This is a genomic window from Enterobacter sp. MGH 4 (assembly GCF_000534735.1).
In the GTDB taxonomy this organism is placed as follows: Bacteria; Pseudomonadota; Gammaproteobacteria; order Enterobacterales; family Enterobacteriaceae; genus Enterobacter; species Enterobacter intestinihominis.
Genome location: NZ_KI973289.1, coordinates 1,276,433 through 1,297,858, shown reverse-complemented (window position 1 = coordinate 1,297,858; position 21,426 = coordinate 1,276,433). Strand labels below are relative to the sequence as shown.

Annotated in this window: 22 protein-coding genes; 11 read left to right on the top strand and 11 right to left on the bottom strand. The window is 52.7% G+C overall.

Going from position 1 to position 21,426, the window contains the following annotated elements; genetic code table 11:
- Window positions 1-10: 10 nt before the first annotated feature.
- Complete coding sequence (speG, locus tag L350_RS16340) at window positions 11-571, bottom strand: spermidine N1-acetyltransferase (RefSeq protein WP_022647983.1); 561 nt, start codon at window positions 569-571, stop codon at window positions 11-13.
- The gene (locus L350_RS16345) at window positions 571-909 is read right to left on the bottom strand and encodes a DUF1283 family protein (RefSeq protein WP_022647984.1); all 339 of its coding nucleotides are present in this window, start codon (window positions 907-909) and stop codon (window positions 571-573) included. The genes speG and L350_RS16345 overlap by 1 nt, the downstream gene beginning before the upstream one ends.
- Before the next feature lie 150 nt (window positions 910-1,059).
- Between L350_RS16345 and L350_RS16350 the strand changes: the two genes are divergently transcribed.
- The 5 genes from L350_RS16350 (at window position 1,060) to L350_RS16370 (ending at window position 6,886) form a co-directional block, all read left to right on the top strand.
- Window positions 1,060-1,386, top strand: coding sequence for a YnfA family protein (locus tag L350_RS16350; RefSeq protein WP_023300008.1), 327 nt, complete (start codon window positions 1,060-1,062; stop codon window positions 1,384-1,386).
- A gap of 111 nt (window positions 1,387-1,497) precedes the next feature.
- A complete protein-coding gene (gene manD / locus L350_RS16355) occupies window positions 1,498-2,712 on the top strand; it encodes a D-mannonate dehydratase ManD (protein ID WP_023300009.1) in 1,215 nt (404 codons plus the stop codon).
- 14 nt (window positions 2,713-2,726) lie between these two features.
- Window positions 2,727-3,746 (top strand): Zn-dependent oxidoreductase, encoded by a 1,020-nt coding sequence (locus L350_RS16360; RefSeq protein WP_032624330.1) that lies wholly within the window; start codon window positions 2,727-2,729, stop codon window positions 3,744-3,746.
- A 73-nt stretch (window positions 3,747-3,819) separates the two neighbouring features.
- Complete coding sequence (locus L350_RS16365) at window positions 3,820-5,199, top strand: MFS transporter (RefSeq protein WP_032624329.1); 1,380 nt, start codon at window positions 3,820-3,822, stop codon at window positions 5,197-5,199.
- Window positions 5,200-5,422: 223 nt separating this feature from the next.
- Window positions 5,423-6,886, top strand: coding sequence for a mannitol dehydrogenase family protein (locus L350_RS16370; RefSeq protein ID WP_032624328.1), 1,464 nt, complete (start codon window positions 5,423-5,425; stop codon window positions 6,884-6,886).
- Between the two features lie 44 nt (window positions 6,887-6,930).
- Here the strand turns inward: L350_RS16370 and ydfZ are convergent, their stop codons facing one another.
- Window positions 6,931-7,134 carry a putative selenium delivery protein YdfZ gene (gene ydfZ / locus L350_RS16375; protein WP_003857405.1) on the bottom strand — a complete coding sequence of 68 codons (204 nt, stop codon included), beginning with the start codon at window positions 7,132-7,134 and terminating at the stop codon, window positions 6,931-6,933.
- 287 nt (window positions 7,135-7,421) lie between these two features.
- Between ydfZ and L350_RS16380 the strand changes: the two genes are divergently transcribed.
- Window positions 7,422-7,853, top strand: a complete 432-nt coding sequence (locus L350_RS16380) for a universal stress protein (RefSeq protein WP_023300013.1) — start codon at window positions 7,422-7,424, stop codon at window positions 7,851-7,853.
- Between the two features lie 35 nt (window positions 7,854-7,888).
- Here the strand turns inward: L350_RS16380 and L350_RS16385 are convergent, their stop codons facing one another.
- Entirely contained in the window at window positions 7,889-8,575 is a 687-nt protein-coding gene (locus tag L350_RS16385) for a GntR family transcriptional regulator (RefSeq protein WP_003857403.1), read from the bottom strand.
- 90 nt (window positions 8,576-8,665) lie between these two features.
- Window positions 8,666-9,412: a bifunctional NADP-dependent 3-hydroxy acid dehydrogenase/3-hydroxypropionate dehydrogenase YdfG gene (ydfG, locus tag L350_RS16390; RefSeq protein ID WP_022647991.1), complete on the bottom strand. Its 747-nt coding sequence runs from the start codon at window positions 9,410-9,412 to the stop codon at window positions 8,666-8,668.
- Window positions 9,413-9,555: 143 nt separating this feature from the next.
- Here ydfG and dcp point away from each other — a divergent pair, with 143 nt between their 5' ends.
- Entirely contained in the window at window positions 9,556-11,589 is a 2,034-nt protein-coding gene (dcp, locus tag L350_RS16395) for a peptidyl-dipeptidase Dcp (RefSeq protein WP_032624327.1), read from the top strand.
- Window positions 11,590-11,886: 297 nt separating this feature from the next.
- Here dcp and L350_RS24805 read toward each other — a convergent pair whose 3' ends face one another.
- Together L350_RS24805 and L350_RS23080 are read right to left on the bottom strand one after the other, a co-directional pair.
- Window positions 11,887-11,994, bottom strand: coding sequence for a YnaM/YnfT family protein (locus L350_RS24805; protein ID WP_022647993.1), 108 nt, complete (start codon window positions 11,992-11,994; stop codon window positions 11,887-11,889).
- Between the two features lie 208 nt (window positions 11,995-12,202).
- Window positions 12,203-12,430, bottom strand: a complete 228-nt coding sequence (locus L350_RS23080; RefSeq protein ID WP_071993622.1) for a hypothetical protein — start codon at window positions 12,428-12,430, stop codon at window positions 12,203-12,205.
- A 149-nt stretch (window positions 12,431-12,579) separates the two neighbouring features.
- On the opposite strand from L350_RS23080, the gene L350_RS24540 reads away from it, so the two are divergent.
- Window positions 12,580-12,744: a YnfU family zinc-binding protein gene (locus L350_RS24540; protein ID WP_213083702.1), complete on the top strand. Its 165-nt coding sequence runs from the start codon at window positions 12,580-12,582 to the stop codon at window positions 12,742-12,744.
- A 248-nt stretch (window positions 12,745-12,992) separates the two neighbouring features.
- Here the strand turns inward: L350_RS24540 and L350_RS16400 are convergent, their stop codons facing one another.
- From L350_RS16400 to L350_RS16410, 3 genes are all read right to left on the bottom strand, one after another.
- Window positions 12,993-13,211 (bottom strand): cold shock domain-containing protein, encoded by a 219-nt coding sequence (locus L350_RS16400; protein ID WP_022647994.1) that lies wholly within the window; start codon window positions 13,209-13,211, stop codon window positions 12,993-12,995.
- Between the two features lie 367 nt (window positions 13,212-13,578).
- A complete protein-coding gene (locus L350_RS16405; protein WP_022647995.1) occupies window positions 13,579-14,268 on the bottom strand; it encodes an SOS response-associated peptidase in 690 nt (229 codons plus the stop codon).
- A gap of 263 nt (window positions 14,269-14,531) precedes the next feature.
- Window positions 14,532-14,771 (bottom strand): DinI family protein, encoded by a 240-nt coding sequence (locus L350_RS16410; RefSeq protein WP_006808847.1) that lies wholly within the window; start codon window positions 14,769-14,771, stop codon window positions 14,532-14,534.
- A gap of 326 nt (window positions 14,772-15,097) precedes the next feature.
- On the opposite strand from L350_RS16410, the gene L350_RS16415 reads away from it, so the two are divergent.
- From L350_RS16415 to L350_RS16425, 3 genes are all read left to right on the top strand, one after another.
- Complete coding sequence (locus L350_RS16415) at window positions 15,098-15,517, top strand: translesion error-prone DNA polymerase V autoproteolytic subunit (protein ID WP_022647996.1); 420 nt, start codon at window positions 15,098-15,100, stop codon at window positions 15,515-15,517.
- 1 nt (window position 15,518) lies between these two features.
- On the top strand, window positions 15,519-16,787 hold the full coding sequence (locus L350_RS16420; protein ID WP_032622206.1) for a Y-family DNA polymerase: 1,269 nt from the start codon (window positions 15,519-15,521) through the stop codon (window positions 16,785-16,787).
- A gap of 206 nt (window positions 16,788-16,993) precedes the next feature.
- Entirely contained in the window at window positions 16,994-17,755 is a 762-nt protein-coding gene (locus L350_RS16425; protein WP_023300017.1) for an OBAP family protein, read from the top strand.
- Window positions 17,756-17,829: 74 nt separating this feature from the next.
- Here L350_RS16425 and L350_RS16430 read toward each other — a convergent pair whose 3' ends face one another.
- Window positions 17,830-21,138: an autotransporter outer membrane beta-barrel domain-containing protein gene (locus L350_RS16430; RefSeq protein ID WP_032624326.1), complete on the bottom strand. Its 3,309-nt coding sequence runs from the start codon at window positions 21,136-21,138 to the stop codon at window positions 17,830-17,832.
- Between the last annotated feature and the right edge of the window lie 288 nt (window positions 21,139-21,426).

Sequence of the window (21,426 nt, the reverse complement as noted above, 5' to 3'; positions counted from 1 at the left end):
ACCGCGCAGGTTACTGCGCGGTGGGTTTAAGCAGGTTGGCGGAGGAAGATTTATGCCCGGCCAGATGCTGATGCTGGAAAATGCACATGCGGATGGTGTTACGGTATTCGCCATTAATAAAGAACTCATGGATCAGTTCACCTTCCACCATAAAGCCGAGCTTACGGTAGATATGAATCGCTTTTTCGTTCTCTTTATCGACGATGAGGTAAAGCTTGTAGAGATTCAGGACGTTAAACCCATAATCCATCGCCAGCTTTGCCGCCCGCGACGCAAGACCTTTCCCCTGGTGCTCCGGTGAAATAATGATCTGAAATTCCGCCCGACGGTGAACATGGTTGATCTCAACCAGTTCAACCAGCCCGGCTTTCTCACCTTCGCACTCCACCACAAACCGGCGTTCACTCTGATCGTGGATATGCTTATCGTAGAGATCGGACAGCTCGACGAAGGCCTCGTAAGGCTCTTCAAACCAGTAGCGCATCACGCTGGCATTGTTGTCGAGCTGGTGGACAAAGCGTAAATCTTCGCGCTCCAGCGGACGGAGCTTTACGTCACACGGCGTCGACATTACGGTGCTACCGTGCGGCCAGTGCGACGATCCAGACAGCGCAGGGTGTTAGGCTCCCAGTAAGCGTTGACGTTGGCACTTTGCTGGCATTTGTCGCGGGCATCAAACGCGACGTCTTCTTTATCCCACTCTTTTTCCACGCGCTTATTCACTTTCTGACGCAGGCTGCGGGTGTCATTCCATTGTTCTTTGTCCATGGCGGCGTTCTGGCGGCTTTGCGCGCTGTCACCAGACTCAATGATGAGTTTGCTGGTTTCGGCTGATGCCGTTGCGGTGAAGGCGAACGAGGACAGCGCCAGTGCGGCTGTCAGACAAAGGCGTTTGCTTAATGTAGTCATAGCGTTTCCTTTAAACGGGTGCAGACAATCGGATTACCCCGTTGGATTCTACACCAATCCGAAAGGGTGTCATACCCGCGCGGCAGGTATGGGAACGATGAGAGCATTATCGCGTATGATGTCTAAATCAATCCTCACGAAACGAGAAAAATGTTCAAAACGACGCTGCTTTTTTTCGCGACCGCGCTGTGTGAAATCATCGGATGCTTTTTGCCGTGGCTCTGGCTAAAGCGGGGCGCTTCCGCGCTGCTGCTGATCCCGGCGGGTGTGTCCCTGGTTCTTTTCGTCTGGCTGCTCACCCTGCATCCGGCCGCCAGCGGGCGGGTTTATGCGGCCTACGGAGGGGTGTACGTCTGTACTGCGCTGCTGTGGCTGCGCTTTGTCGATGGCATCAGGCTAAGCCTGTATGACTGGGCAGGCGCGCTGGTTGCCCTGTGCGGCATGTTGATCATCGTGGCTGGCTGGGGACGCGCATAGTCGTCCTCATAGTGTGATCGCCCACTGATTTTTCGATCGTTATACTTGTATGGTAGTAGTGTAGTTGCGTAAATTTCCTGCATCACAACGAGCGATGTAAGGAAATGGATTATGAAGATTGTCGGGGCTGAAGTATTTGTCACCTGCCCGGGGCGTAACTTTGTCACCCTTAAAATCACCACCGATGAGGGCATTGTCGGTCTGGGGGATGCCACGCTTAACGGACGTGAACTTTCCGTTGCCTCCTACCTGAAAGATCACCTGTGCCCTCAGCTGATTGGCCGCGATGCGCACCGCATCGAAGATATCTGGCAGTTCTTCTATAAAGGCGCGTACTGGCGTCGTGGCCCAGTCACCATGTCAGCGATTTCTGCCGTGGATATGGCGCTGTGGGACATCAAAGCGAAAGCCGCGAACATGCCGCTCTATCAACTTCTGGGCGGAGCCTCCCGGGAAGGGGTGATGGTTTATTGTCATACCACCGGGCACACCATTGACGACGTACTGGAAGATTATGCCCGTCATAAAGAGATGGGCTTCAAGGCTATTCGCGTGCAGTGCGGCGTGCCGGGGATGAAAACCACCTATGGTATGTCTAAAGGAAAAGGGCTGGCGTATGAGCCTGCAACCAAGGGCGACTGGCCGGACGAGCAGCTTTGGTCCACCGAGAAATACCTCGACTTCACGCCGAAACTGTTCGACGCAGTGCGCAGTCAGTTCGGCTTCAACGAACATCTCCTTCACGACATGCACCACCGTCTGACGCCCATCGAAGCGGCGCGATTCGGCAAAAGCATTGAAGAGTACCGCCTGTTCTGGATGGAAGACCCGACTCCCGCTGAAAACCAGGAGTGTTTCCGCCTGATCCGCCAGCACACCGTCACGCCCATTGCGGTGGGGGAAGTGTTCAACAGCATCTGGGACTGCAAGCAGCTGATTGAAGAGCAGCTCATTGACTATATCCGCGCCACCATAACCCATGCGGGCGGCATCACCGGGATGCGTCGCATTGCTGACTTTGCCTCACTCTACCAGGTGCGTACCGGCTCACACGGCCCGTCGGATCTGTCGCCGATTTGCCACGCCGCGGCCCTGCATTTTGACCTGTGGGTACCGAACTTTGGCGTGCAGGAGTATATGGGGTATTCAGAGCAGATGCTGGAAGTGTTCCCGCACAGCTGGCGCTTCGATAACGGCTATATGCACCCGGGCGACAAGCCAGGGCTGGGCATTGAGTTTGATGAGAAGCTGGCAGCGAAATACCCGTACGAACCGGCCTGTCTGCCGGTGGCCCGTCTGGAAGACGGCACCCTCTGGAACTGGTAAACGAGGAGCGAATAATGAAAAGCGTAGTGATCCAACAGCCGAATACGCTGGTGATTGAGGAGCGTCCTCTCCCGTTGCCGGGCGCAGGCGACGTCCGCGTCAGAATTAAGCTCGCCGGTATCTGCGGTTCAGACAGCCATATCTATCGCGGGCATAACCCGTTTGCGAAATACCCGCGGGTAATCGGTCACGAGTTCTTTGGCGAAATAGACGCGGTTGGCGAAGGCGTGGAGAGCACCCGACTGGGCCAGCGCGTGTCTGTGGATCCGGTGATCAACTGCGGACACTGCTACCCGTGTTCCGTCGGAAAACCGAACGTTTGCACCTCGCTGGTGGTGCTGGGCGTCCACCGTGACGGCGGCTTCAGCGAATACGCCGTCGTGCCGGCGAAAAATGCCTGGCACATTCCGGATGCGATCCCTGACAAACACGCGGTGATGGTTGAGCCCTTCACCATTGCCGCCAACGTGACGGGGCAGGCGAAACCCACCGAACAGGACGTGGCGCTGATCTACGGCGCAGGCCCGATGGGGCTGGTCACCGTGCAGGCGCTAAAGGGCGTTTACAAGGTGAAGCAGGTCATCGTGGTGGATCGCATTGATGAGCGGCTGGGGATGGCGCAACGCAGCGGCGCAGACTGGGTCTTCAACAACAGCGAGCACTCATTACAGGCCGCGCTGGATGAAAAAGGCATCAAGCCGACGTTAATCATCGATGCTGCCTGTCATCCGTCCATTTTGCAGGAAGCGATTACGCTGGCGTCTCCGGCGGCGCGCATCGTGCTGATGGGCTTCTCCAGCGACCCGAGCCAGATCGTGCAACAGGGGATCACCGGCAAAGAGCTGTCGATCTTCTCTTCGCGCCTGAATGCCAACAAATTTCCGGTGGTCATTGACTGGCTGGAAAAAGGGCTGATCGACCCTGAAAAACTGGTCACCCATACATTTGACTATCACTACGTTACAGACGCCATCGAACTGTTTGAAAAAGACCAGCGGCAGTGCTGCAAAGTCTTGCTCACGTTCGACCAATAATAATTCACGCGGTTAAGAGCCTGCGAAGACAGGCTCTCAGTGGTACGCATCTTACCTTGCAGAGATAGCCATTATGACTCAAGCACAACCTCAAAGAAGTACGTCAGACCTGGTGAAAGCCGCCGTATCCGGCTGGCTGGGCACCGCCCTGGAGTTTATGGATTTTCAGCTTTACTCCCTTGGCGCCGCGCTGGTATTCCATGAAATTTTCTTTCCTGAACAATCCGCGGCCATGGCGTTGATCCTGGCGATGGGGACCTATGGGGCAGGCTACATCGCGCGTATCGTCGGGGCATTTATCTTCGGCAGAATGGGAGACAGAATTGGCCGCAAAAAGGTGCTGTTTATCACCATCACCATGATGGGGATCTGCACCACCTTAATCGGCGTCCTGCCAACCTACGCGCAGATCGGGATTTTCGCACCGGTGCTGCTGGTGACGCTGCGTATTATTCAGGGGCTGGGCGCGGGGGCAGAAATCTCCGGCGCAGGTACCATGCTGGCGGAGTACGCGCCGAAGGGTAAACGCGGCATCATCTCCTCGCTGGTGGCCATGGGAACCAACTGCGGGACGCTGAGCGCCACGGCGATCTGGGCCGTGATGTTCTTTGCCCTCGATCGTGAAGAACTTATTGCCTGGGGCTGGCGCGTGCCGTTCCTCGCCAGCGTGGTGGTGATGATCTTCGCCATCTGGCTGCGTATGAACCTTAAAGAGAGCCCGGTGTTTGAGAAGGTTAACGACGCCGAAACCGTTGCGCCGGTTGCTGCGCCGGATACCTCGGTCGGCGCGATGTTTAAGAGCAAATCGTTCTGGCTGGCGACGGGGCTGCGCTTTGGTCAGGCCGGCAACTCAGGTTTGATTCAGACTTTCCTTGCCGGATATCTGGTGCAGACGCTGTTGTTTGATAAGGCGATCCCAACCGATGCGCTGATGATCAGTTCGATTCTCGGCTTCCTCTCCATCCCGCTGCTGGGCTGGCTGTCCGATAAAGTGGGGCGCCGTCTGCCGTATATCCTCCTTAACATTTCAGCCATTATTCTGGCTTACCCGATGCTGTCGATTATCGTCGATAAGAGTTACGCGCCGGGCGTGATTATGCTCTCTATCATCGTTATTCATAACTTTGCGGTGCTCGGGCTGTTCGCGCTGGAAAACATCACCATGGCAGAGATGTTTGGTTCGCGGAACCGCTTTACCCGCATGGCCATTTCGAAAGAGGCGGGCGGGCTGGTAGCTGTAGGCTTTGGTCCGGTGCTGGCGGGGGTCTTCTGCAACATGACCGGGTCCTGGTGGCCGATTGTGGTGATGCTGGTGGCGTACTCGCTGATTGGGCTGGTCTCCGCGTTGCTGATGCCGGAAGTGCGCGACCGCGATTTGAGTGAAGCCGAAGATGCTGCGGAGGCTCCTCATAAGGAATCGGTAGCCTACGGCGCGCTCTCTTCACGCCGCTAGTGGTTTACATCTTGCGTTACCTGTCACACAACTTTTTACTGATGTCACACCACATGGCGAAAAGTTAATGTAAATCAAGATCTGAAAACGATGTATCAGTATGGTTAATGGCAGCGTTTTTTGACTCCGACTGCCATTCTAGTTGGTGTAGTCAGCAGGCGCTGCCGCTCTTAAAAGGAAGCGGCAGTGGATCACAGCTTTCATTAATTAATGAGTCTCAATCATGGAAAACCGGTTATTACAGGCGAAGGCAACGCATCCTCAATACGATCGCGACAGCCTCAAGGCACGCATTGTTCATTTAGGGTTTGGCGCGTTTCACCGTGCGCACCAGGCGGTGTACACCGATATACTCGCCGCAGAACAGGGCAGCGACTGGGGTTACTGCGAAGTTAACCTGATTGGCGGCGAACAGCAGATCGCCGATCTGAAGGCACAGGATAACCTTTATACCGTGGCAGAGATGTCTGCCGATGCGTGGACGGCGCGCGTGGTCGGCGTCGTCAAAAACGCGCTGCATGCGCAGATCGACGGGCTGGAAACCGTGTTGGCGGCGCTGTGCGAGCCGCAGGTCGCCATTGTTTCCCTGACCATCACCGAGAAAGGATATTGCCACTCCCCGGCAACCGGACAACTGATGTTCGATCATCCGTTAATCGTTGCAGACCTGCAAAACCCGCATCAGCCTAAATCTGCGCCGGGCGTGGTGGTTGAGGCGCTGGCGCGTCGCAAGGCGGCGGGGCTACCGGCATTCAGCGTGATGTCATGCGATAACATGCCGGAGAACGGCCACGTGATGCGCAATGTGACCTGTGCCTACGCGCGCGCCGTAGACGGCGAACTGGCGGACTGGATCGAAGCGAACGTCACCTTCCCGTCAACGATGGTGGACCGCATTGTGCCCGCCGTCACGGCTGATACGCTGGATAAAATCGAACAGCTGACTGGCGTACGCGATCCGGCAGGTGTCGCCTGCGAGCCGTTCCGCCAGTGGGTGGTGGAAGATAATTTTGTTGCCGGACGTCCCCAGTGGGAAAAGGCCGGTGCGGAGCTGGTTTCTGATGTCATTCCGTTTGAAGAGATGAAGCTGCGAATGCTTAACGGCAGCCACTCGTTCCTGGCCTATCTCGGCTATCTGGCCGGTTATCAGCACATTAACGACTGCATGGAAGATGAACATTATCGCGCAGCCGCGCATGCGCTGATGCTGATAGAGCAGGCGCCGACGTTGAAAGTGCGGGGCGTGGATTTGGGTCGTTATGCCGACCAGCTGATTGCGCGTTACAGCAATCCGGCCCTGCGTCACCGCACCTGGCAAATCGCCATGGACGGTAGCCAGAAATTGCCGCAGCGCATGCTCGATTCTGTGCGCTGGCACCTTGTCCACCAGAAACCCTTCCCGCTGCTGGCCCTCGGCGTGGCGGGCTGGATGCGTTATGTCGGCGGTGTGGATGAGCAGGGTAACGCGATTGAGGTGAGCGATCCGCAGCTGGCGGTGATTCAGGCGGCGGTAAACGGTAGCGCTGAAGGTGAAAGCCGCGTTAGCGCGCTGTTGGGCATTGAGGCTATTTTCGGTAACGAGCTGCCGAAGGACACGGTATTCGTGGCTGCCGTCATGCAGGCCTATCAAACGTTGCTGCAAAAAGGCGCGAAGGCCACGGTTGCTGAGTACGCAGCCCGGCTTTAACGCTTTGACATGCCGCCGTTCGCGGCGGCATGTCGGGGCACAGCTTAGTGCATCCCCAGGCGAATCAGCTCAATCGGTTCGAACTTACCTTCGCATCCTTCCACTTCAACCGTTTTACCACGACGCACCTGCTCGGCATTAAGGCCGTCGCTGTGGATCGCTTTAATCACGCCGAACTGACCTGTGCCGCTAATCATGACGCGGCTGCCAGTGGTGATTGCATTTCGGTTACGGTCGTATGTCATCATGGTATTTTCTCCTCTCGCACTTATCCGTTACGGCGCTAATTCAACGGCTGCCGTTCACGGGGCACTATTAATACGCCTCTCTTAAACGAAATTATTTGCTTTTGATCAAGCTCACACTTTTTTCTTATTTCCAGATGGCGTTGACGGTTCAGGACACCGCTTTACAAAGCGGACAGTTATTTTCCTTAATTGATAGTTTCCAGACGCAATTGCTTAGGCTTTGTTTATATCCACAATGCCATTCTGGAGGCAGAAAATAACCCTTCATCGGAAAAGGAGTCAGGCTTATGTATAAGAAAATTTTGATGCCTGTTGACGTGTTTGAAATGGATCTAAGCGATAAAGCGGTACGCCACGCGGTCAACCTCGCGAAATCGGAAGGCGCAACGATCACCCTGGTCAATATTCTCCCTAACAGCAGCCGTTCGTTACTGCGGGGGTTCAATGCCGATATTAAGAAGTTCGAAGAGTATATGACCGCCGAGTCGGATAAGAAGATGAAGGCACTGAAACGGCTCTTTGATATGTCCCCAGAAAATATTGATTGTGAAGTACGTTTCGGCAACGTACGCGATGAAATCATCCAGCTCAGCAAAGAGGGGAAATATGACGTTATTGTTATTGGATCAAGAAACCCGAGCATGACAACACATCTGCTGGGCTCGAATGCTGAAACTATCCTGCGCTACGCCACTATTCCGGTGTTAGTGGTCCGCTAATCACTTCGCCGCAACCGAAAGGGGGCGGCGAGGTTTTATTCTTCGCTGAACCACTCGCGGTTTTCCTGACGAATTAACTGAACTGACTCGCTAATTTCCTGGAGGTGAAGCGTCATCGCTTTATCTACGGCTTCCACGTCGCGTTTTTCCAGTGCGCTGAAAATATCGTGATGCTGGCGCAGCAACATCTCTGGCGGAGAAACATGGTCGAGGCTCATGTAGCGCACGCGGTCGATGGTAGCTTTGATGTTTTCGACGGTATCCCACGCGAGCTGGCACTCGGCGATCTGCGCCAGTTTCTGGTGAAATTCGTCGTCCAGCTGGAAAAAGTCGTTTAACTGTTTGCGGTCGATGGCAATGCGTTGCTGATGCAGGTTTTGCTCCAGCAGGTAGCACTGGTTATCGTTGATGAGCGACGCGGCGCGACGCACAACGGCGCACTCAATGGCCTGGCGAACAAAACAGCCATTCCGTACCTGCGAAAGCGAAATTTTATTTACATAGCTGCCGCGCTGAGGGCGGATCTGGATAAGGCCGTTTTCTGCGAGCTTAATAAACGCCTCGCGCACGGGCTGACGGGAAACGTCAAAACGTACCGAAACCTCTTTTTCTGAGAGTGGCGTTCCCGGTGGGATCAGGCAGCGAACGATATCACGGCGTAAGATGCGATAAATTTGCTGATTTACAGGCTGGGTAGGATTAAGTTGCGATTCAGCGGCCATGGGTTGTGATTTCTCAGAGAGTTAACCTGAACATACTACCATTCTTTTACCCGTCATCACATACCCGGCCCGCAGGCCGGGAAGGGTGAATTACCCGCGATGCACGCTGAGTCCGGCATAGGTCTGGCTGACGGGCATCATCTCAACCGTGTTGATGTTGACATGCTTCGGCAGCGTCGCGACCCACCAGACGGTTTCGGTGATATCTTCCGGTGTCAGCGCATTCGCATTTTCATAGGTTTTATCCGCTTTCGCGTCGTCACCCTTGAAGCGCACGTTGGAGAATTCCGTTCCACCGACCAGACCCGGCTCAACATCGGTCACGCGGATCGCGGTACCGTGCAGGTCGGTGCGCAGGTTCAGGCTGAACTGGCGTACAAAGGCCTTGGTCGCGCCATAGACGTTGCCGCCCGCGTAAGGCCAGCTTCCGGCGGTGGAACCGATGTTAATGATATGACCACGGTTACGTTCAACCATGCCCGGCAGCACGGCGCGGGTCATGTACACCAGCCCTTTGTTGTTGGTGTCGATCATGTTTTCCCAGTCTTCCACGCTGGCTTTGTGGGCAGGCTCCATGCCCAGCGCCAGGCCAGCGTTATTGACCAGCACGTCGATTTCACGCCATTCGGCAGGCAGGTTGGCAATCATCTCTTCAATGGCGGCGCGGTTGCGCACGTCCAGCTGTGCGGTCAGGATGCTGTCGCCCAGCTCGTCTTTCAGCTCCTGGAGACGCTCCTGACGACGACCCGTTGCAATCACCTTATGTCCGTTGGCGACGAAGCGACGCGTGATGCTTTCACCAAAACCTGCTGTCGCCCCGGTAACTAATATAATCATCTCACTGTTCCTCAACGCTTTTTGTGTTGTACTACCATAGCACGCACTCGGGCACATCGTTAAGGCAACATTTGTATGACGCCATTGCAGGCCGGAGCAGGCTGGCCTACTCTGGTGAGAAATACCGTGCTCAGGAGTAAACGATGTCGGTCAACAACCCTTTCTTTGACGTTAGCCTGCTGCCTTATCAGGCTCCGTGTTTTGATGTGATAGAAGACAGCCACTATCGCCCGGCGTTTGATGAAGCAATGCGCCTCAAGCGTGCAGATATTGACGCGATTATCGCGCAGAGCGCCGTGCCGGACTTCAACAACACCGTGCTGGCGCTGGAAAAGAGCGGGGCCATGCTGTCGCGCGTCAGCAGCGTGTTCTTCGCCATGACGTCCGCACACACCAACGATTATCTTCAGGCACTGGACGAGCAGTTCTCCACCGAACTGGCCGGGCTGGCGAACGATATCTGGCTAAACGATACGCTTTTCGCCCGCGTGGAAGCCGTCTGGCAGGATCGCGACACGCTGGATGCCGAATCCCGCCGACTGACGGAGGAGACGTATCAGCACTTTGTTCTTGCGGGCGCGCGTCTGAACGCCGATGAAAAAGCCGAGCTGAAAGCCCTGAATACCGAAGCCGCCACCCTGACCAGCCAGTTCAACCAGCGCCTGCTGGCTGCGAACAAGGCGGGAGGGCTGGTGGTGGATGATGTTTACCAGCTTGACGGACTCAGTGCGGAGGAGATTGCTGCCGCGGCTCATGCTGCCGCAGAAAAAGGGCTGACGGATCGCTGGCTGATCCCGCTTCTGAATACCACGCAACAGCCCGCGCTGGCGGCGCTGTCTTTGCGCGAGACCCGTAAAAAGCTGTTTAGCGCGGGCTGGGAACGCACTCAAAAAGGCGACGAAAACGATACGCGCGACCTGATCCGTCGGCTTACCGCGTTGCGGGCAAGACAGGCGCAGCTGCTCGGCTTTGACAACTATGCCAGCTGGAGCATTGCCGATCAGATGGCGAAAACGCCGGATGCCGCGCTCGAATTCATGCGCGGGATAGTTCCTGCGGCGCGCAGCAGGGCCGCGCTGGAGCAGGCGGATATTCAGAAGGTCATTGACGACGAGCAGGGCGGTTTTACGGTGCAGGCCTGGGACTGGGCGTTTTATGCCGAACGCGTGCGTTCAGCGAAATACGCGCTGGATGAGTCGCAGATCAAACCCTATTTCGCGCTCAATACCGTGCTGGAAGATGGCGTATTCTGGACCGCCACGCAGCTGTTCGGTATCCGTTTTGTCGAGCGTTTCGATATTCCGGTTTATCACCCGGACGTTCGCGTGTGGGAGATTTTCGACCACACGGGTGAAGGCATGGCGCTGTTCTACGGCGACTTTTTCGCGCGTGATTCCAAAGCGGGCGGGGCGTGGATGGGGAATTTTGTTGAGCAGTCTTACGAGTTTGCCGCGCGTCCGGTGATTTATAACGTTTGCAACTATCAAAAACCAGCGAACGGGCAGACCGCGCTGATCTCCTGGGATGATGTGATTACCCTGTTCCACGAGTTTGGCCATACGCTGCATGGCCTGTTTGCCAGCCAGCGCTATGCCACGCTTTCAGGCACCAACACGCCGCGTGATTTCGTTGAATTCCCGTCGCAGATCAATGAACACTGGGCCAGCCATCCGCAGGTGTTTGCGCACTTTGCCCGCCATTATCAAACCGGCGAGCCGATGCCGGATGCGCTGCGGGAAAAAATGCTCAATGCGACCCAGTTTAATAAGGGTTATGACATGACGGAACTGCTGAGCGCCGCGCTGCTGGATATGAACTGGCACGGCATTCATGAGCCCGTTGAAGACGTGGAAGCCTTTGAAGCCGCCGCGTTGAAAAAAGAAGGGCTGGATCTTCCAGCCGTACCGCCGCGCTATCGCAGCAGCTATTTTGCTCATATCTTCGGCGGCGGCTACGCGGCGGGCTATTACGCCTATCTCTGGACGCAGATGCTGGCGGACGATGGCTATCAGTGGTTTGTCGAGCAGGGTGGTTTAACGCGCGAAAACGGACAGACATTCCGCGAGGCGATTTTGTCGCGCGGCAACAGCACTGATTTAGCTGAACTTTACCGGAACTGGCGCGGGCACGATCCGAGGATCGAACCGATGCTGGAGAATTGTGGATTGAGTGTTTAAGGGCTTTTTAGTGTGGAAACAGAACCGGGCGCGATGCCCGGTTTTTTGTTCGATTTTTTCTTCCCCGAAACTCCTCCAAATTCCTCCCCAAAATGAATCCTTAAATTCTGCGAAATTTGCAGGATAACTTTCTTATGGCTGACCCTAAATATCAGGGCAAACGACAGGGCAGCTTACTGCTGCGCCAATGGAGAGGGAATTAATTGTGGAACGTACCCGGGGCTGGAGTGGCGCTGCCTGCGAGGAAAGGTGAATAGGCTGCCCAGTAAATAAAGAGGTTATGGAAACTTGAATACATTACAGTTCATCAGGATTGTTCGATACGCTGATCCCGATCTTGATCAGACTTAAAATCATCAATGCCAGTACCATTGCCACGATAGTAGAGATGATAAGCGTTGTCATAAAGGCCCCCTTTGTGAGTATATCTTTTAGACTGTTTGAATCAAAAAATGTTCCGAGTCCTAAAAAATATATGACATTAGACAGGAATGTATCGTCTGCTAAATGAAAAAAAAGCCTACGCCAGGTAGGCAATACTGATAATTCCTAATTGTTTTAATAATGCTTGTTACTAAAGGTTATCTGCAGTGTTGGTAGAAGATATTGAAGCTTATAGATACTTCTTGGCTGCATCTAATATTTCCTGAGATGTAAGCTCTCGATCTGATGCAACATAGATAACTTCATGGTCACCTGTTAAAGAGGGAAAACCGGCTGACATTATCGGAAGGTTTATCCCTTCTCCATTAGGGTATTGTTCGCGTATTGATGTCACGCCCTTAAGTACGGTGATTACTTTACCTGGTTTACTATTAAAGAAAATAATTACTTTTTTCATGTATCACCATGTATTTCAGGGGGTTTTATGGCCCGGGGTTGTTCGAAAGGGGTTGATTTATTGACGTTTAGTTACCTCTTTCGAAATTAAAACAAGCAATATTCTGCCTTAACGTGTACTGTAGCAGTCCATTTGTACTGGAGAAGCTTATGTCTGCACGTAAAAACACGCAATTCCGCCGAAATTATTTAGTCAAATGCCCTTGTCCAAACTGCACAAGAGACTCGGAGCATAGTTACAATCGTGTACAAAAGGGAGCTCAACTGGTTTGCCCTTACTGCAACGCGTTGTTCAAATCCCCTCAACATTACTAAAAAATCTCATATAATAACTAAGAAGTGATGCTTTTGGAGGCTGCCTAACCTCTTACGCACTTTAATATTTTATAAGCAGTTAGTTTCTGCTTTGAGACTATTCATGCAGCAGTCCTGCATTTCATCACATCGGTCAGCAAATTTGACGGTGCTGTAAATATGCTGGCCTGTTGTAATGATATTCGCAAACGATAAATGACGCTTCTGATTATTTAATTCACAGAAGCTTAAGCGGTCATTGAGGGGGGTTATTTATCGCAAAGCGTAACATTTGCAGCTGTCGGACCTTTGGTACCGGCAATGACAGCAAATTTAACTTTTTGGCCTTCAAAAAGAGTTTTGAATGTCTCTCCCTGTAGAGAAGAAGAGTGAACAAGGATATCTTTACTTCCATCGAGTGGGGAGATGAAGCCAAAGCCCTTATCATCGTTAAACCACTTAACAAGACCTATCATTTTTGATGACATAAAAACTCCACTTGAACACTTAAAAGTTACAAGTTCATGAAAAGAAACGCATGATGGCATACGTATGGACTCAAGAGGAGGGGATATCAGAGATAGCACCTGGTTATGAGGACTACTTTGGAAAAGTCAGATTCACATTGCATCGAACCAACCGCATCATTAAGGCACGTGTAGATCTTTTAAGCAAATCTTATTTTAGCCATCTGGGAGGCCATACAGATTAGATTAGCCAATCCAAATTTTTCCTGTGTCGTCGAATTTGATTTACAGCAAGGAAATAATTTGTCTCGTAAAATGACAGAAGCTGTCAAAGGTTTTGACTTCAATAGAGGGAAGGGTTTTATTATCCCATCTAAAAAGTGCAGGTCTAACTAAGTTCAGATTTGATTTCTATTTGCTCTATCAAATTCCTCCCCTGGTTTTTTACATTTCCTACTGTACGCGTTACCGCATGCCAGACGAACTTATCGGTGGGCACTGCACCATCTGAAGCTATCTCTTCAGCTTCTTTCCCGCCAACATGCTGGCGCATCCACTCGCGTGCCGCTTCTGGTGACAAAACCAGTGGCCTGCGGTCATGAATGTCGACGAGGCCTTTATCAGCCGCAGACGTCACAATCAGAAATCCCTCGGCTTCATCGCCGCGCTCAAACGGTGTGCTTCCGATCGCCGCCATAAAGATTGGCTGACCGTCGTCCCGGTGGATGAAGTAGGGTTGTTTCTTGTCACCTGACTTCTTCCATTCGAACCATCCATCGGCAAAACAGATCGCCCGGCCATGTTGCCACAGAGGTTTAAACATTCTGCTGGTGGCCGCGGTTTCTACACGTGCGTTAATCAGTGGTGCTTTGTCCCACCATCCAGGTGCGTAGCCCCAGAACACCGGATCGAGGTGCAGTAGTTCGTCGCGTTCGCTCAGCAGCAGGACTTTGGTACCGGGCGCGACGTTGTACCGGCCAATGGGGGCCGGGTCATACGCGATGTCGCGATCGCCTTCGTCGGCAAGGTAGGCCAGGTATTCTTCACGGGTTTGGGCTTGTGCAAAGCGTCCACACATAGAAACCTCCAGTCGGATGTCATACTCAAAGTATAGGGCAGGGATAAGATGACTTGATCGACATGCAAAAGCTGTATTTTGTGCAAGATAACGCGAGAAAATGGGCAGAAATTCCGGGAGGCGTTTTTATCTTGCGGGCACGATCCGAGAAATGAACCGATGCTGGAGAACCGCGGGTGAGTGATTAAAGGCATTACTGGCTGAAAACAGAACCGGGCATTGCGCCCGGTTTTTCCCCGGTGGGCTGGTATTTGTTAACCTTGTTACTCTTGCGTCAGCCACATGTCCGACTCTTCAAACATTTCCTCAAGCATACGGTTCAGCTTTTCCCGGTCGCTTTTGCTGGCATCGCTATTCAGGCCATTCGCCTGCATTGGCTTAACCGTCACGCTGGCATCAGGAAAAATCCGGTGCACACGTTTTGTCAGTTCAGCCAGAATTATCTCCCTGGCTCCCTCCAGCCCCTGTACGTTTCGCTTGTCATAAACCAGTTCAACAAACATTATTTTTTCCCTATGAATATTAATTGTGCGATTCTGTCTGCACGTAAAAATACTACTGTATATGGGTACAGTCAAACGGCATTCCGGCTAAAGAAATGCCATGCCGCCCTTCACCTTGTTTATGTTGATGACAATCTATTCATTTAGCCTTTAAAACGAGCAGTCGAAGCGTTTAATCGTAAAATTTACAAAAACCATAATTTGAAGCCAGAGAGAAACTTACAAACGAAACGGTGAAGGTTTAAACAGTCGCTACGGTTCAGCTGCCTTGCGCGTGCTTCAAAACAAAACTACTGTATATAAAAACAGTATTAGAGGTATGCGTAATGGAATTTATCAGACCTACAGAACTGCGTGAGATTATCGCGCTTCCACTTTTCAGCGATTTAGTTCAGTGCGGATTCCCAAGCCCGGCTGCCGATTATGTGGAGCAGCGCATTGATCTTAATGAACTTCTGGTTGCCCACCCCAGCTCGACGTATTTCGTTAAAGCCGCGGGTGATTCAATGATTGAAGGGGGAATAAGCGACGGCGATTTACTGGTGGTCGATAGTTCCCGAACGGCTGAGCACGGCGATATCGTCATCGCCGCGGTGGAAGGGGAATTCACCGTTAAGCGCCTGCAACTGCGGCCTAATGTTCAACTCAATCCGATGAACAGCGCTTATTCACCGATTATCGTTGGCAGTGAAGACACGCTGGACGTTTTTGGTGTGGTCACTTTTATTGTTAAATCGGCCAGCTGATATGTTTGCGCTCTGTGATGTGAATTCATTCTATGCATCATGCGAGACGGTATTCAGGCCAGATTTGAGAGGCCGACCGGTGGTTGTCCTCTCAAATAACGACGGTTGCGTGATAGCGCGCAGCGCAGAGGCCAAAGCCGCTGGCGTTACCATGGGGGCGCCATACTTTAAGCAGAAAGACCTGTTCCGGCGCGCCGGCGTGGTTTGCTTCAGCAGTAACTACGAACTTTACGCTGACATGTCCAGCCGGGTAATGACCACGCTGGAAGAAATAAGCCCTCGCGTCGAAATATATTCCATTGATGAGGCCTTTTGTGATCTCACCGGGGTTCGTAATTGCCGGGACCTGACTGATTTTGGCAAGGAGATCCGCGAAACGGTTTTGAAGCGTACGCACCTGAAGGTCGGCGTTGGCATAGCCCAGACGAAGACGCTGGCGAAGCTGGCAAATCACGCGGCGAAGAAATGGCAGCAGCAGACGGGTGGGGTGGTTGATTTATCCAATATCGACCGCCAGCGCCGGTTGTTGGCTATCGTGCCTGTAGAGGACGTATGGGGCGTGGGCAGGCGCATCAGCAAGAAGCTCAATGCGATGGGTATCAAAACGGCGCTGGATCTCTCAGAGCAGAGCACGTGGATTATCCGCAAGCACTTCAATGTAGTGCTGGAGCGAACGGTCCGGGAGCTGCGCGGCGAGCCGTGCCTCGATCTGGAAGAGTTTGCACCGACAAAGCAGGAGATCGTCTGTAGTCGGTCATTCGGTGAGCGCGTGACAGAATACGAGCAGGTGCGCCAGGCTATATGCAGCTATGCGGCCCGTGGCGCTGAGAAGTTACGTGGCGAGCACCAGTATTGCCGCTTTATCTCGGCGTTCGTAAAGACCTCTCCGTTCGCTCTGAACGAACCCTATTACGGCAACAGTGCCTCAATGACGCTTCTCACACCCACTCAGGACTCCCGCGACATTATCAACGCCGCGGTAAAGTGCCTCGACAAAATCTGGAAGGAGGGCCACCGCTACCAGAAAGCCGGCATTATGCTCGGGGACTTCTTCAGCCAGGGCGTTGCCCAGCTCAATTTGTTTGACAATAGCGCGCCGCGTGCCGGAAGTGAAAAGCTGATGGAAGTGCTGGATCGTCTGAACGCGAAAGATGGAAAGGGTACGCTTTATTTTGCCGGGCAGGGCATACAGCAGCAATGGCAGATGAAGCGTGAAATGCTTTCGCCGCGGTATACGACCCGGTATTCAGATTTACTGAGAATTCGATGAATGTTAATGGCTGTTTTGTGCCAGAAGCGGACATTGATATAAATGGCAATTGATCAAACAAATCTCTGATGCTCTTTCTGCCAGTATTTAAATGGTGTTCTTAAACGGAACGTACGCCAGTTTGCCGGATGGTTTAATAAAAACTCTCCTGGCGTGTCTGCGCGAATGTACTACTTTCAGTAAAGTGACTTTTACAGGGAGGGTCAATGAAACCATTATCGCTTTTATTATTGTCGAGCCTGACGTTAGTGGGTTGTGGCGCGAACAATACCCCTTCAAATACGCCTGTTCCGGGTGTAAAAACCTCCGTCGGGACGAGCACGCTTGAAGCCGGTGCTCAGCTTATCCAGTCCCGTCCGCCCATTGATGCAATGAGTGCCTACCTTGACGGTTTCCATTTTTATAGCGGGGATAAAAATGGCCAGATGGAAGCCCATCATTATGTAACCGTGTTGAATGAAGACGTGATGCAGGCGGTGATCTACGACGGTAACACCAAAGATGCCCGTTTAATGGGCGTTGAGTACATCATTAGTGAGCGTTTGTTTAACACACTGCCGCCGGAAGAAAAAAAATTGTGGCACAGCCATCAATATGAAGTGAAATCCGGCAGCCTGATTGCTCCAGGTTTACCTGCAGTGGCTGACAAAGCATTGATGAGCAAAATTGTGAATACCTACGGCAAGACCTGGCATACCTGGCACACCGACCGCGATAAAAAGCTGCCGCTCGGCATTCCGGCACTGATGATGGGCTTTACCGGGGAAGGGCAGTTAGACCCTAAACTTCTGGCGGACAGAGATCGACGCTTTGACGTGAGCACGCAAGCCATCAAAGAAGAACGTAAGGATATTGTGGCGCACCCAGTTGCTAAGGGAGCGGATGCCTGGCAACGTGGTGAAGAGATCCAGCTTAAGCGGGTTAAAGGTTCAGGTGAGCATGGCCAGGGCGACACAAGCCATTTTTGATATCAAAAGCCTTCAGGAATACCCCGGCAACGCCGGGGACAGGGCCAGTCCTATTATTTTCTCGTCCTCAGACATCAGAAACGCCAGGTGGCTGAAAGATTACCTGCAATCGAGTCATAGCCAGAACGAAACATTTCGCTTTCAACCCCGATGCCCAATTCGACATCAGCGTTGATTTTATAGCTCATACCTGCCTTAACACCCAGAGTGTCACGACCAGTCACCTGATTCCTGGAACTAAACCCTGTGCTTCGATAGTTGGCGAAAGAGGCTTGTTGCACTACGTTGCCATCAAGCAGTTCATGATCCCAGCTGAGCTGCAGCTCAGCTGCGAACGATGCCCCTGAAGCGAGGGGTACATTCCAGTTACCATTCACCCCGATACGTGATCTCAGAGAATCGAAGGTCTGCGAACCCAGCATCAGTCGGCTGCCGTCATTGCCGCTTTCCTTCACGCCGGGACGATGTAATGTGGTGTAATTCAATGACGTTACCGGTCCGGCGTTCACATTATTATTCAGCGCCCATCGATAGCCTCCGCCGGCCGTAACAGAACCTGACAATCCGGTCCAGGTGGCATGGTGGCTTGCTCCGTAAGTTTCTACATTAATGTTTCTGTCCAGCCAGCTGTCTTCAATACCCAATCGGCCAGTGCCGAATAAATACATTCCTTCGGACCTTTCAGCGCCGTAACGAGCATGAACACCCAGATCGAAAGCAGTGGTTTTCCCGGTTGCGGTTTCTGGTGATTTCACCGTCACCGACTGACCGCTGACCGCACCATGAAAGCCATAAATCCAGTTGTGATTCTCATCGTTTTGTTTTTCAGCACCGAATACAATGCCATAACTGCTGGCGTCGTACCCTACACTGTCACCCTGACGCTGTTGCCAGAAGCCGCCGCCAAAGGGTATGGCAAAGCTGCGCCATTCGCCTTCCGTCAGTTGCTTCGGCATAACCACAGGATTTGGCCCGCCAACGATCCGCGCTATCTGCTGTTCACGCTGCAGGGAACTTGCGAACATGGCGCTGTAGGCGCCCGCAGAAAGTTGCGGCAAGGCATTGCTGATACTCCCGCCATCAGTGGCCGAGAAATCCAGAGTACGGTACAGCGGTTGTATATCCGACTTAGCTTCCGCCACAATTTTATCCAGCGCTTGCCCTACCTGACGCGCATTAGCGTCCTGCGCATACCGGCTGTATGCGTTTGAAGCGCGCAGCATTGAGAGCTGCCAGCCATTCTTTCCCTGTGGCGTTGTTTGCAGCGTTAGCGTGGGTGAACGGAGCACGCTGTTCACCGCACTGAAATTGCCGTCGGAAGCGTCCGTTTTTAGCAAATCTTGCGTATTCAGACGCCAGTTTGTTGCGTACCAGTCCGGCTGCGGCGCAAACGTCAGTTGACCGTCAAATTGTGCGTGACCGTCCACTCGCAGAGTATCATGCCTGCCGCGCCCGTCGACTTCCAACAACAACTGCCCGGTATTCCCCTGTTGATAAGCACCGGATATATTGATTTGCCCAAGTGAATTACCCGGCGCAAGGATCCCGTTATTTACAAAGCGGCCTTCCTCATTAAGCGTATAGCTGGCGTTGCCGGACAGGCTGGCACCTGGCGCGATAGTCATGCTGTAAATCTGGAAATCGCCATTAAGCGAGGTTTTCCCTCCGTGCGCGTCCAGTGCCAGATTATTGATACCTTCAATGTTTCCGCGGTACGTAAAGCTGAAATCAGCATCGGCAGCTTCCGTCGCTTGCCCGTACGCATTGGCCTTCCGACCGAAGGTAAGCAGCGTTAACCGCTGTTGGCCATAGTCATCCCGCTGGGCGTAGTCCGAATAAATATCACCCTCCAGCCGGGCACCCGTTAATATATTTATATTACCGACCAGCGCGTTCGGTGATATATAAATCGCCGCGCCTTTACCGGCAACCCGTCCGCTGATGTCGGCATTGTCTACCAGCGCTCCCTGCAACTCGGGTAATAACGCATCGTAATAGCCGTCCACGATATGAAGCCAGGATCCGCGATAGTCCACCTCGTTACCCAGGAGGTTATTGCCAAAATCAAAACTGATACCGACGCCACTGGCTCCCAGTGCCTGAACGTCGCCACGTTGAATAAGGCTGTGCTGTTTACCGTAGGCAAACATCACCCCACGGCCATTAACGCCATCGGCGTATATCCGTACACCGGGATCGATGCTCAGGGTGTTATTTTGCCCATCTATACGGATGCCCGCGCCGCCAGCCCCTGACGTCAACAGGTCCGCTTGTTGAAAGATATGGTTATTACTGCCATACACATGCAGGCCAACTCCCAGATTAGCGGTATTGTATTGACCAGCCAGATAGCCATCCGCCTGCTGATTACGCTGAAAATAGCCATTGCGGTTAACGAGCGTTTGCCCGTTGCCATATAGCGAAAAACCGAAAAAGTTACGCCGGTCAATCTGATATCCCATATCCTGCAGCAACGCCAGTTCCGCTTCCATAAACGTGGTGTAATTGCGGTAGTTCTGATGGCTCATCATGCTGTTTTTCAGCTCGATATGGCTCATGTAGTTATCATCGACCGAGCCGTCGTCTGCTAACATTTTCACCGGCACGCCAGGCATGGCGCCTGCAAGGACTTCATCCACATGCCTGCCGGTGAAATAGCCTTTATCAAGCCGTACATCAAAGCCTTGTGGATCCCATCTGTTATTGCATCCATTACACAATATTACTTGCCCTGGTCGGGCAGGATTGCCACGGTCATCGCGCAGATGGCTGGTCCAGGAGCCAAAAGGCACGGTATCGAAAGCGGGCGTGAATGTGCCACTTCCTTGCAGATCGGTAACCATATTGGATATTCCCAGTCCATGGGCCAGCTCATGAACAGCGACGCTGACCAGATCGGCCTTTCCAGTGCGCGGCAATTGCGCGGGCACATAGGGAACGTTATCAAAATCCAGTTTGCCCATGATGAACTGGGCGTGGGAGCCAAAGGTCAGCTCTCCGGTATCAATACCGTTCAATGCGCCTTGCAACTGCGTCAGACTTATAATGCCGTCGGTAACTGAATCGCTGGAACCTGCGGCATTCTCGTCGTTAAACGTCCCCACATTGATAATGGCAGGCAGTTGCCCTGGGCTGGGGGTAATAACCTCAGCCCAGTAACGCATAGCATCGAGTATTTTTTCTTTTTGTTGCTGGCCAAGATCCCAGGTTGACTCAGACGCATTCGGCCAGTCCGGCATAAAGGGGCCGTCGCCAACATTAAAGAAACGCACTTCAAATACCGCAATATTATGTGGGTTATAGACCAGATAGCTTTCTCCTGCATACGGATTATTACTGACAAATAAACCCGTTAATGCAGCCGTCATAAAAACCCTTTTCATATTAACCATCCTTGTGTGAAAAAATAATGTTTACGTCCGTCAATATAAATTCACATCTGAGCTCAATGAATCATAAACAAATATAATAATTATCGATGTGGTTTGATAATTTAGAATAACGAGTCACCTTGCCCTGTGATAGCCTCGTTTTTCAGGATTTTATAAACGGTGGAGCGAGCGATCCCGGATTGAGCAACCGGGTCCCGGTGAACAGGAATGTACCGACATATGCAGGGGAAATAACGGATAGGGTATGGTGTCGTGGCATAATCGACATAAGCGTGAGGC

Excerpts from the sequence above, each read along its gene's own strand:
- speG (WP_022647983.1), bottom strand. The coding sequence starts at position 571 with ATGTCGACGCCGTGTGACGTAAAGCTCCGTCCGCTGGAGCGCGAAGAT.
- L350_RS16345 (WP_022647984.1), bottom strand. The coding sequence starts at position 909 with ATGACTACATTAAGCAAACGCCTTTGTCTGACAGCCGCACTGGCGCTG.
- L350_RS16350 (WP_023300008.1), top strand. The coding sequence starts at position 1,060 with ATGTTCAAAACGACGCTGCTTTTTTTCGCGACCGCGCTGTGTGAAATC.
- manD (WP_023300009.1), top strand. The coding sequence starts at position 1,498 with ATGAAGATTGTCGGGGCTGAAGTATTTGTCACCTGCCCGGGGCGTAAC.
- L350_RS16360 (WP_032624330.1), top strand. The coding sequence starts at position 2,727 with ATGAAAAGCGTAGTGATCCAACAGCCGAATACGCTGGTGATTGAGGAG.
- L350_RS16365 (WP_032624329.1), top strand. The coding sequence starts at position 3,820 with ATGACTCAAGCACAACCTCAAAGAAGTACGTCAGACCTGGTGAAAGCC.
- L350_RS16370 (WP_032624328.1), top strand. The coding sequence starts at position 5,423 with ATGGAAAACCGGTTATTACAGGCGAAGGCAACGCATCCTCAATACGAT.
- ydfZ (WP_003857405.1), bottom strand. The coding sequence starts at position 7,134 with ATGATGACATACGACCGTAACCGAAATGCAATCACCACTGGCAGCCGC.
- L350_RS16380 (WP_023300013.1), top strand. The coding sequence starts at position 7,422 with ATGTATAAGAAAATTTTGATGCCTGTTGACGTGTTTGAAATGGATCTA.
- L350_RS16385 (WP_003857403.1), bottom strand. The coding sequence starts at position 8,575 with ATGGCCGCTGAATCGCAACTTAATCCTACCCAGCCTGTAAATCAGCAA.
- ydfG (WP_022647991.1), bottom strand. The coding sequence starts at position 9,412 with ATGATTATATTAGTTACCGGGGCGACAGCAGGTTTTGGTGAAAGCATC.
- dcp (WP_032624327.1), top strand. The coding sequence starts at position 9,556 with ATGTCGGTCAACAACCCTTTCTTTGACGTTAGCCTGCTGCCTTATCAG.
- L350_RS24805 (WP_022647993.1), bottom strand. The coding sequence starts at position 11,994 with ATGACAACGCTTATCATCTCTACTATCGTGGCAATGGTACTGGCATTG.
- L350_RS23080 (WP_071993622.1), bottom strand. The coding sequence starts at position 12,430 with ATGAAAAAAGTAATTATTTTCTTTAATAGTAAACCAGGTAAAGTAATC.
- L350_RS24540 (WP_213083702.1), top strand. The coding sequence starts at position 12,580 with ATGTCTGCACGTAAAAACACGCAATTCCGCCGAAATTATTTAGTCAAA.
- L350_RS16400 (WP_022647994.1), bottom strand. The coding sequence starts at position 13,211 with ATGTCATCAAAAATGATAGGTCTTGTTAAGTGGTTTAACGATGATAAG.
- L350_RS16405 (WP_022647995.1), bottom strand. The coding sequence starts at position 14,268 with ATGTGTGGACGCTTTGCACAAGCCCAAACCCGTGAAGAATACCTGGCC.
- L350_RS16410 (WP_006808847.1), bottom strand. The coding sequence starts at position 14,771 with ATGTTTGTTGAACTGGTTTATGACAAGCGAAACGTACAGGGGCTGGAG.
- L350_RS16415 (WP_022647996.1), top strand. The coding sequence starts at position 15,098 with ATGGAATTTATCAGACCTACAGAACTGCGTGAGATTATCGCGCTTCCA.
- L350_RS16420 (WP_032622206.1), top strand. The coding sequence starts at position 15,519 with ATGTTTGCGCTCTGTGATGTGAATTCATTCTATGCATCATGCGAGACG.
- L350_RS16425 (WP_023300017.1), top strand. The coding sequence starts at position 16,994 with ATGAAACCATTATCGCTTTTATTATTGTCGAGCCTGACGTTAGTGGGT.
- L350_RS16430 (WP_032624326.1), bottom strand. The coding sequence starts at position 21,138 with ATGAAAAGGGTTTTTATGACGGCTGCATTAACGGGTTTATTTGTCAGT.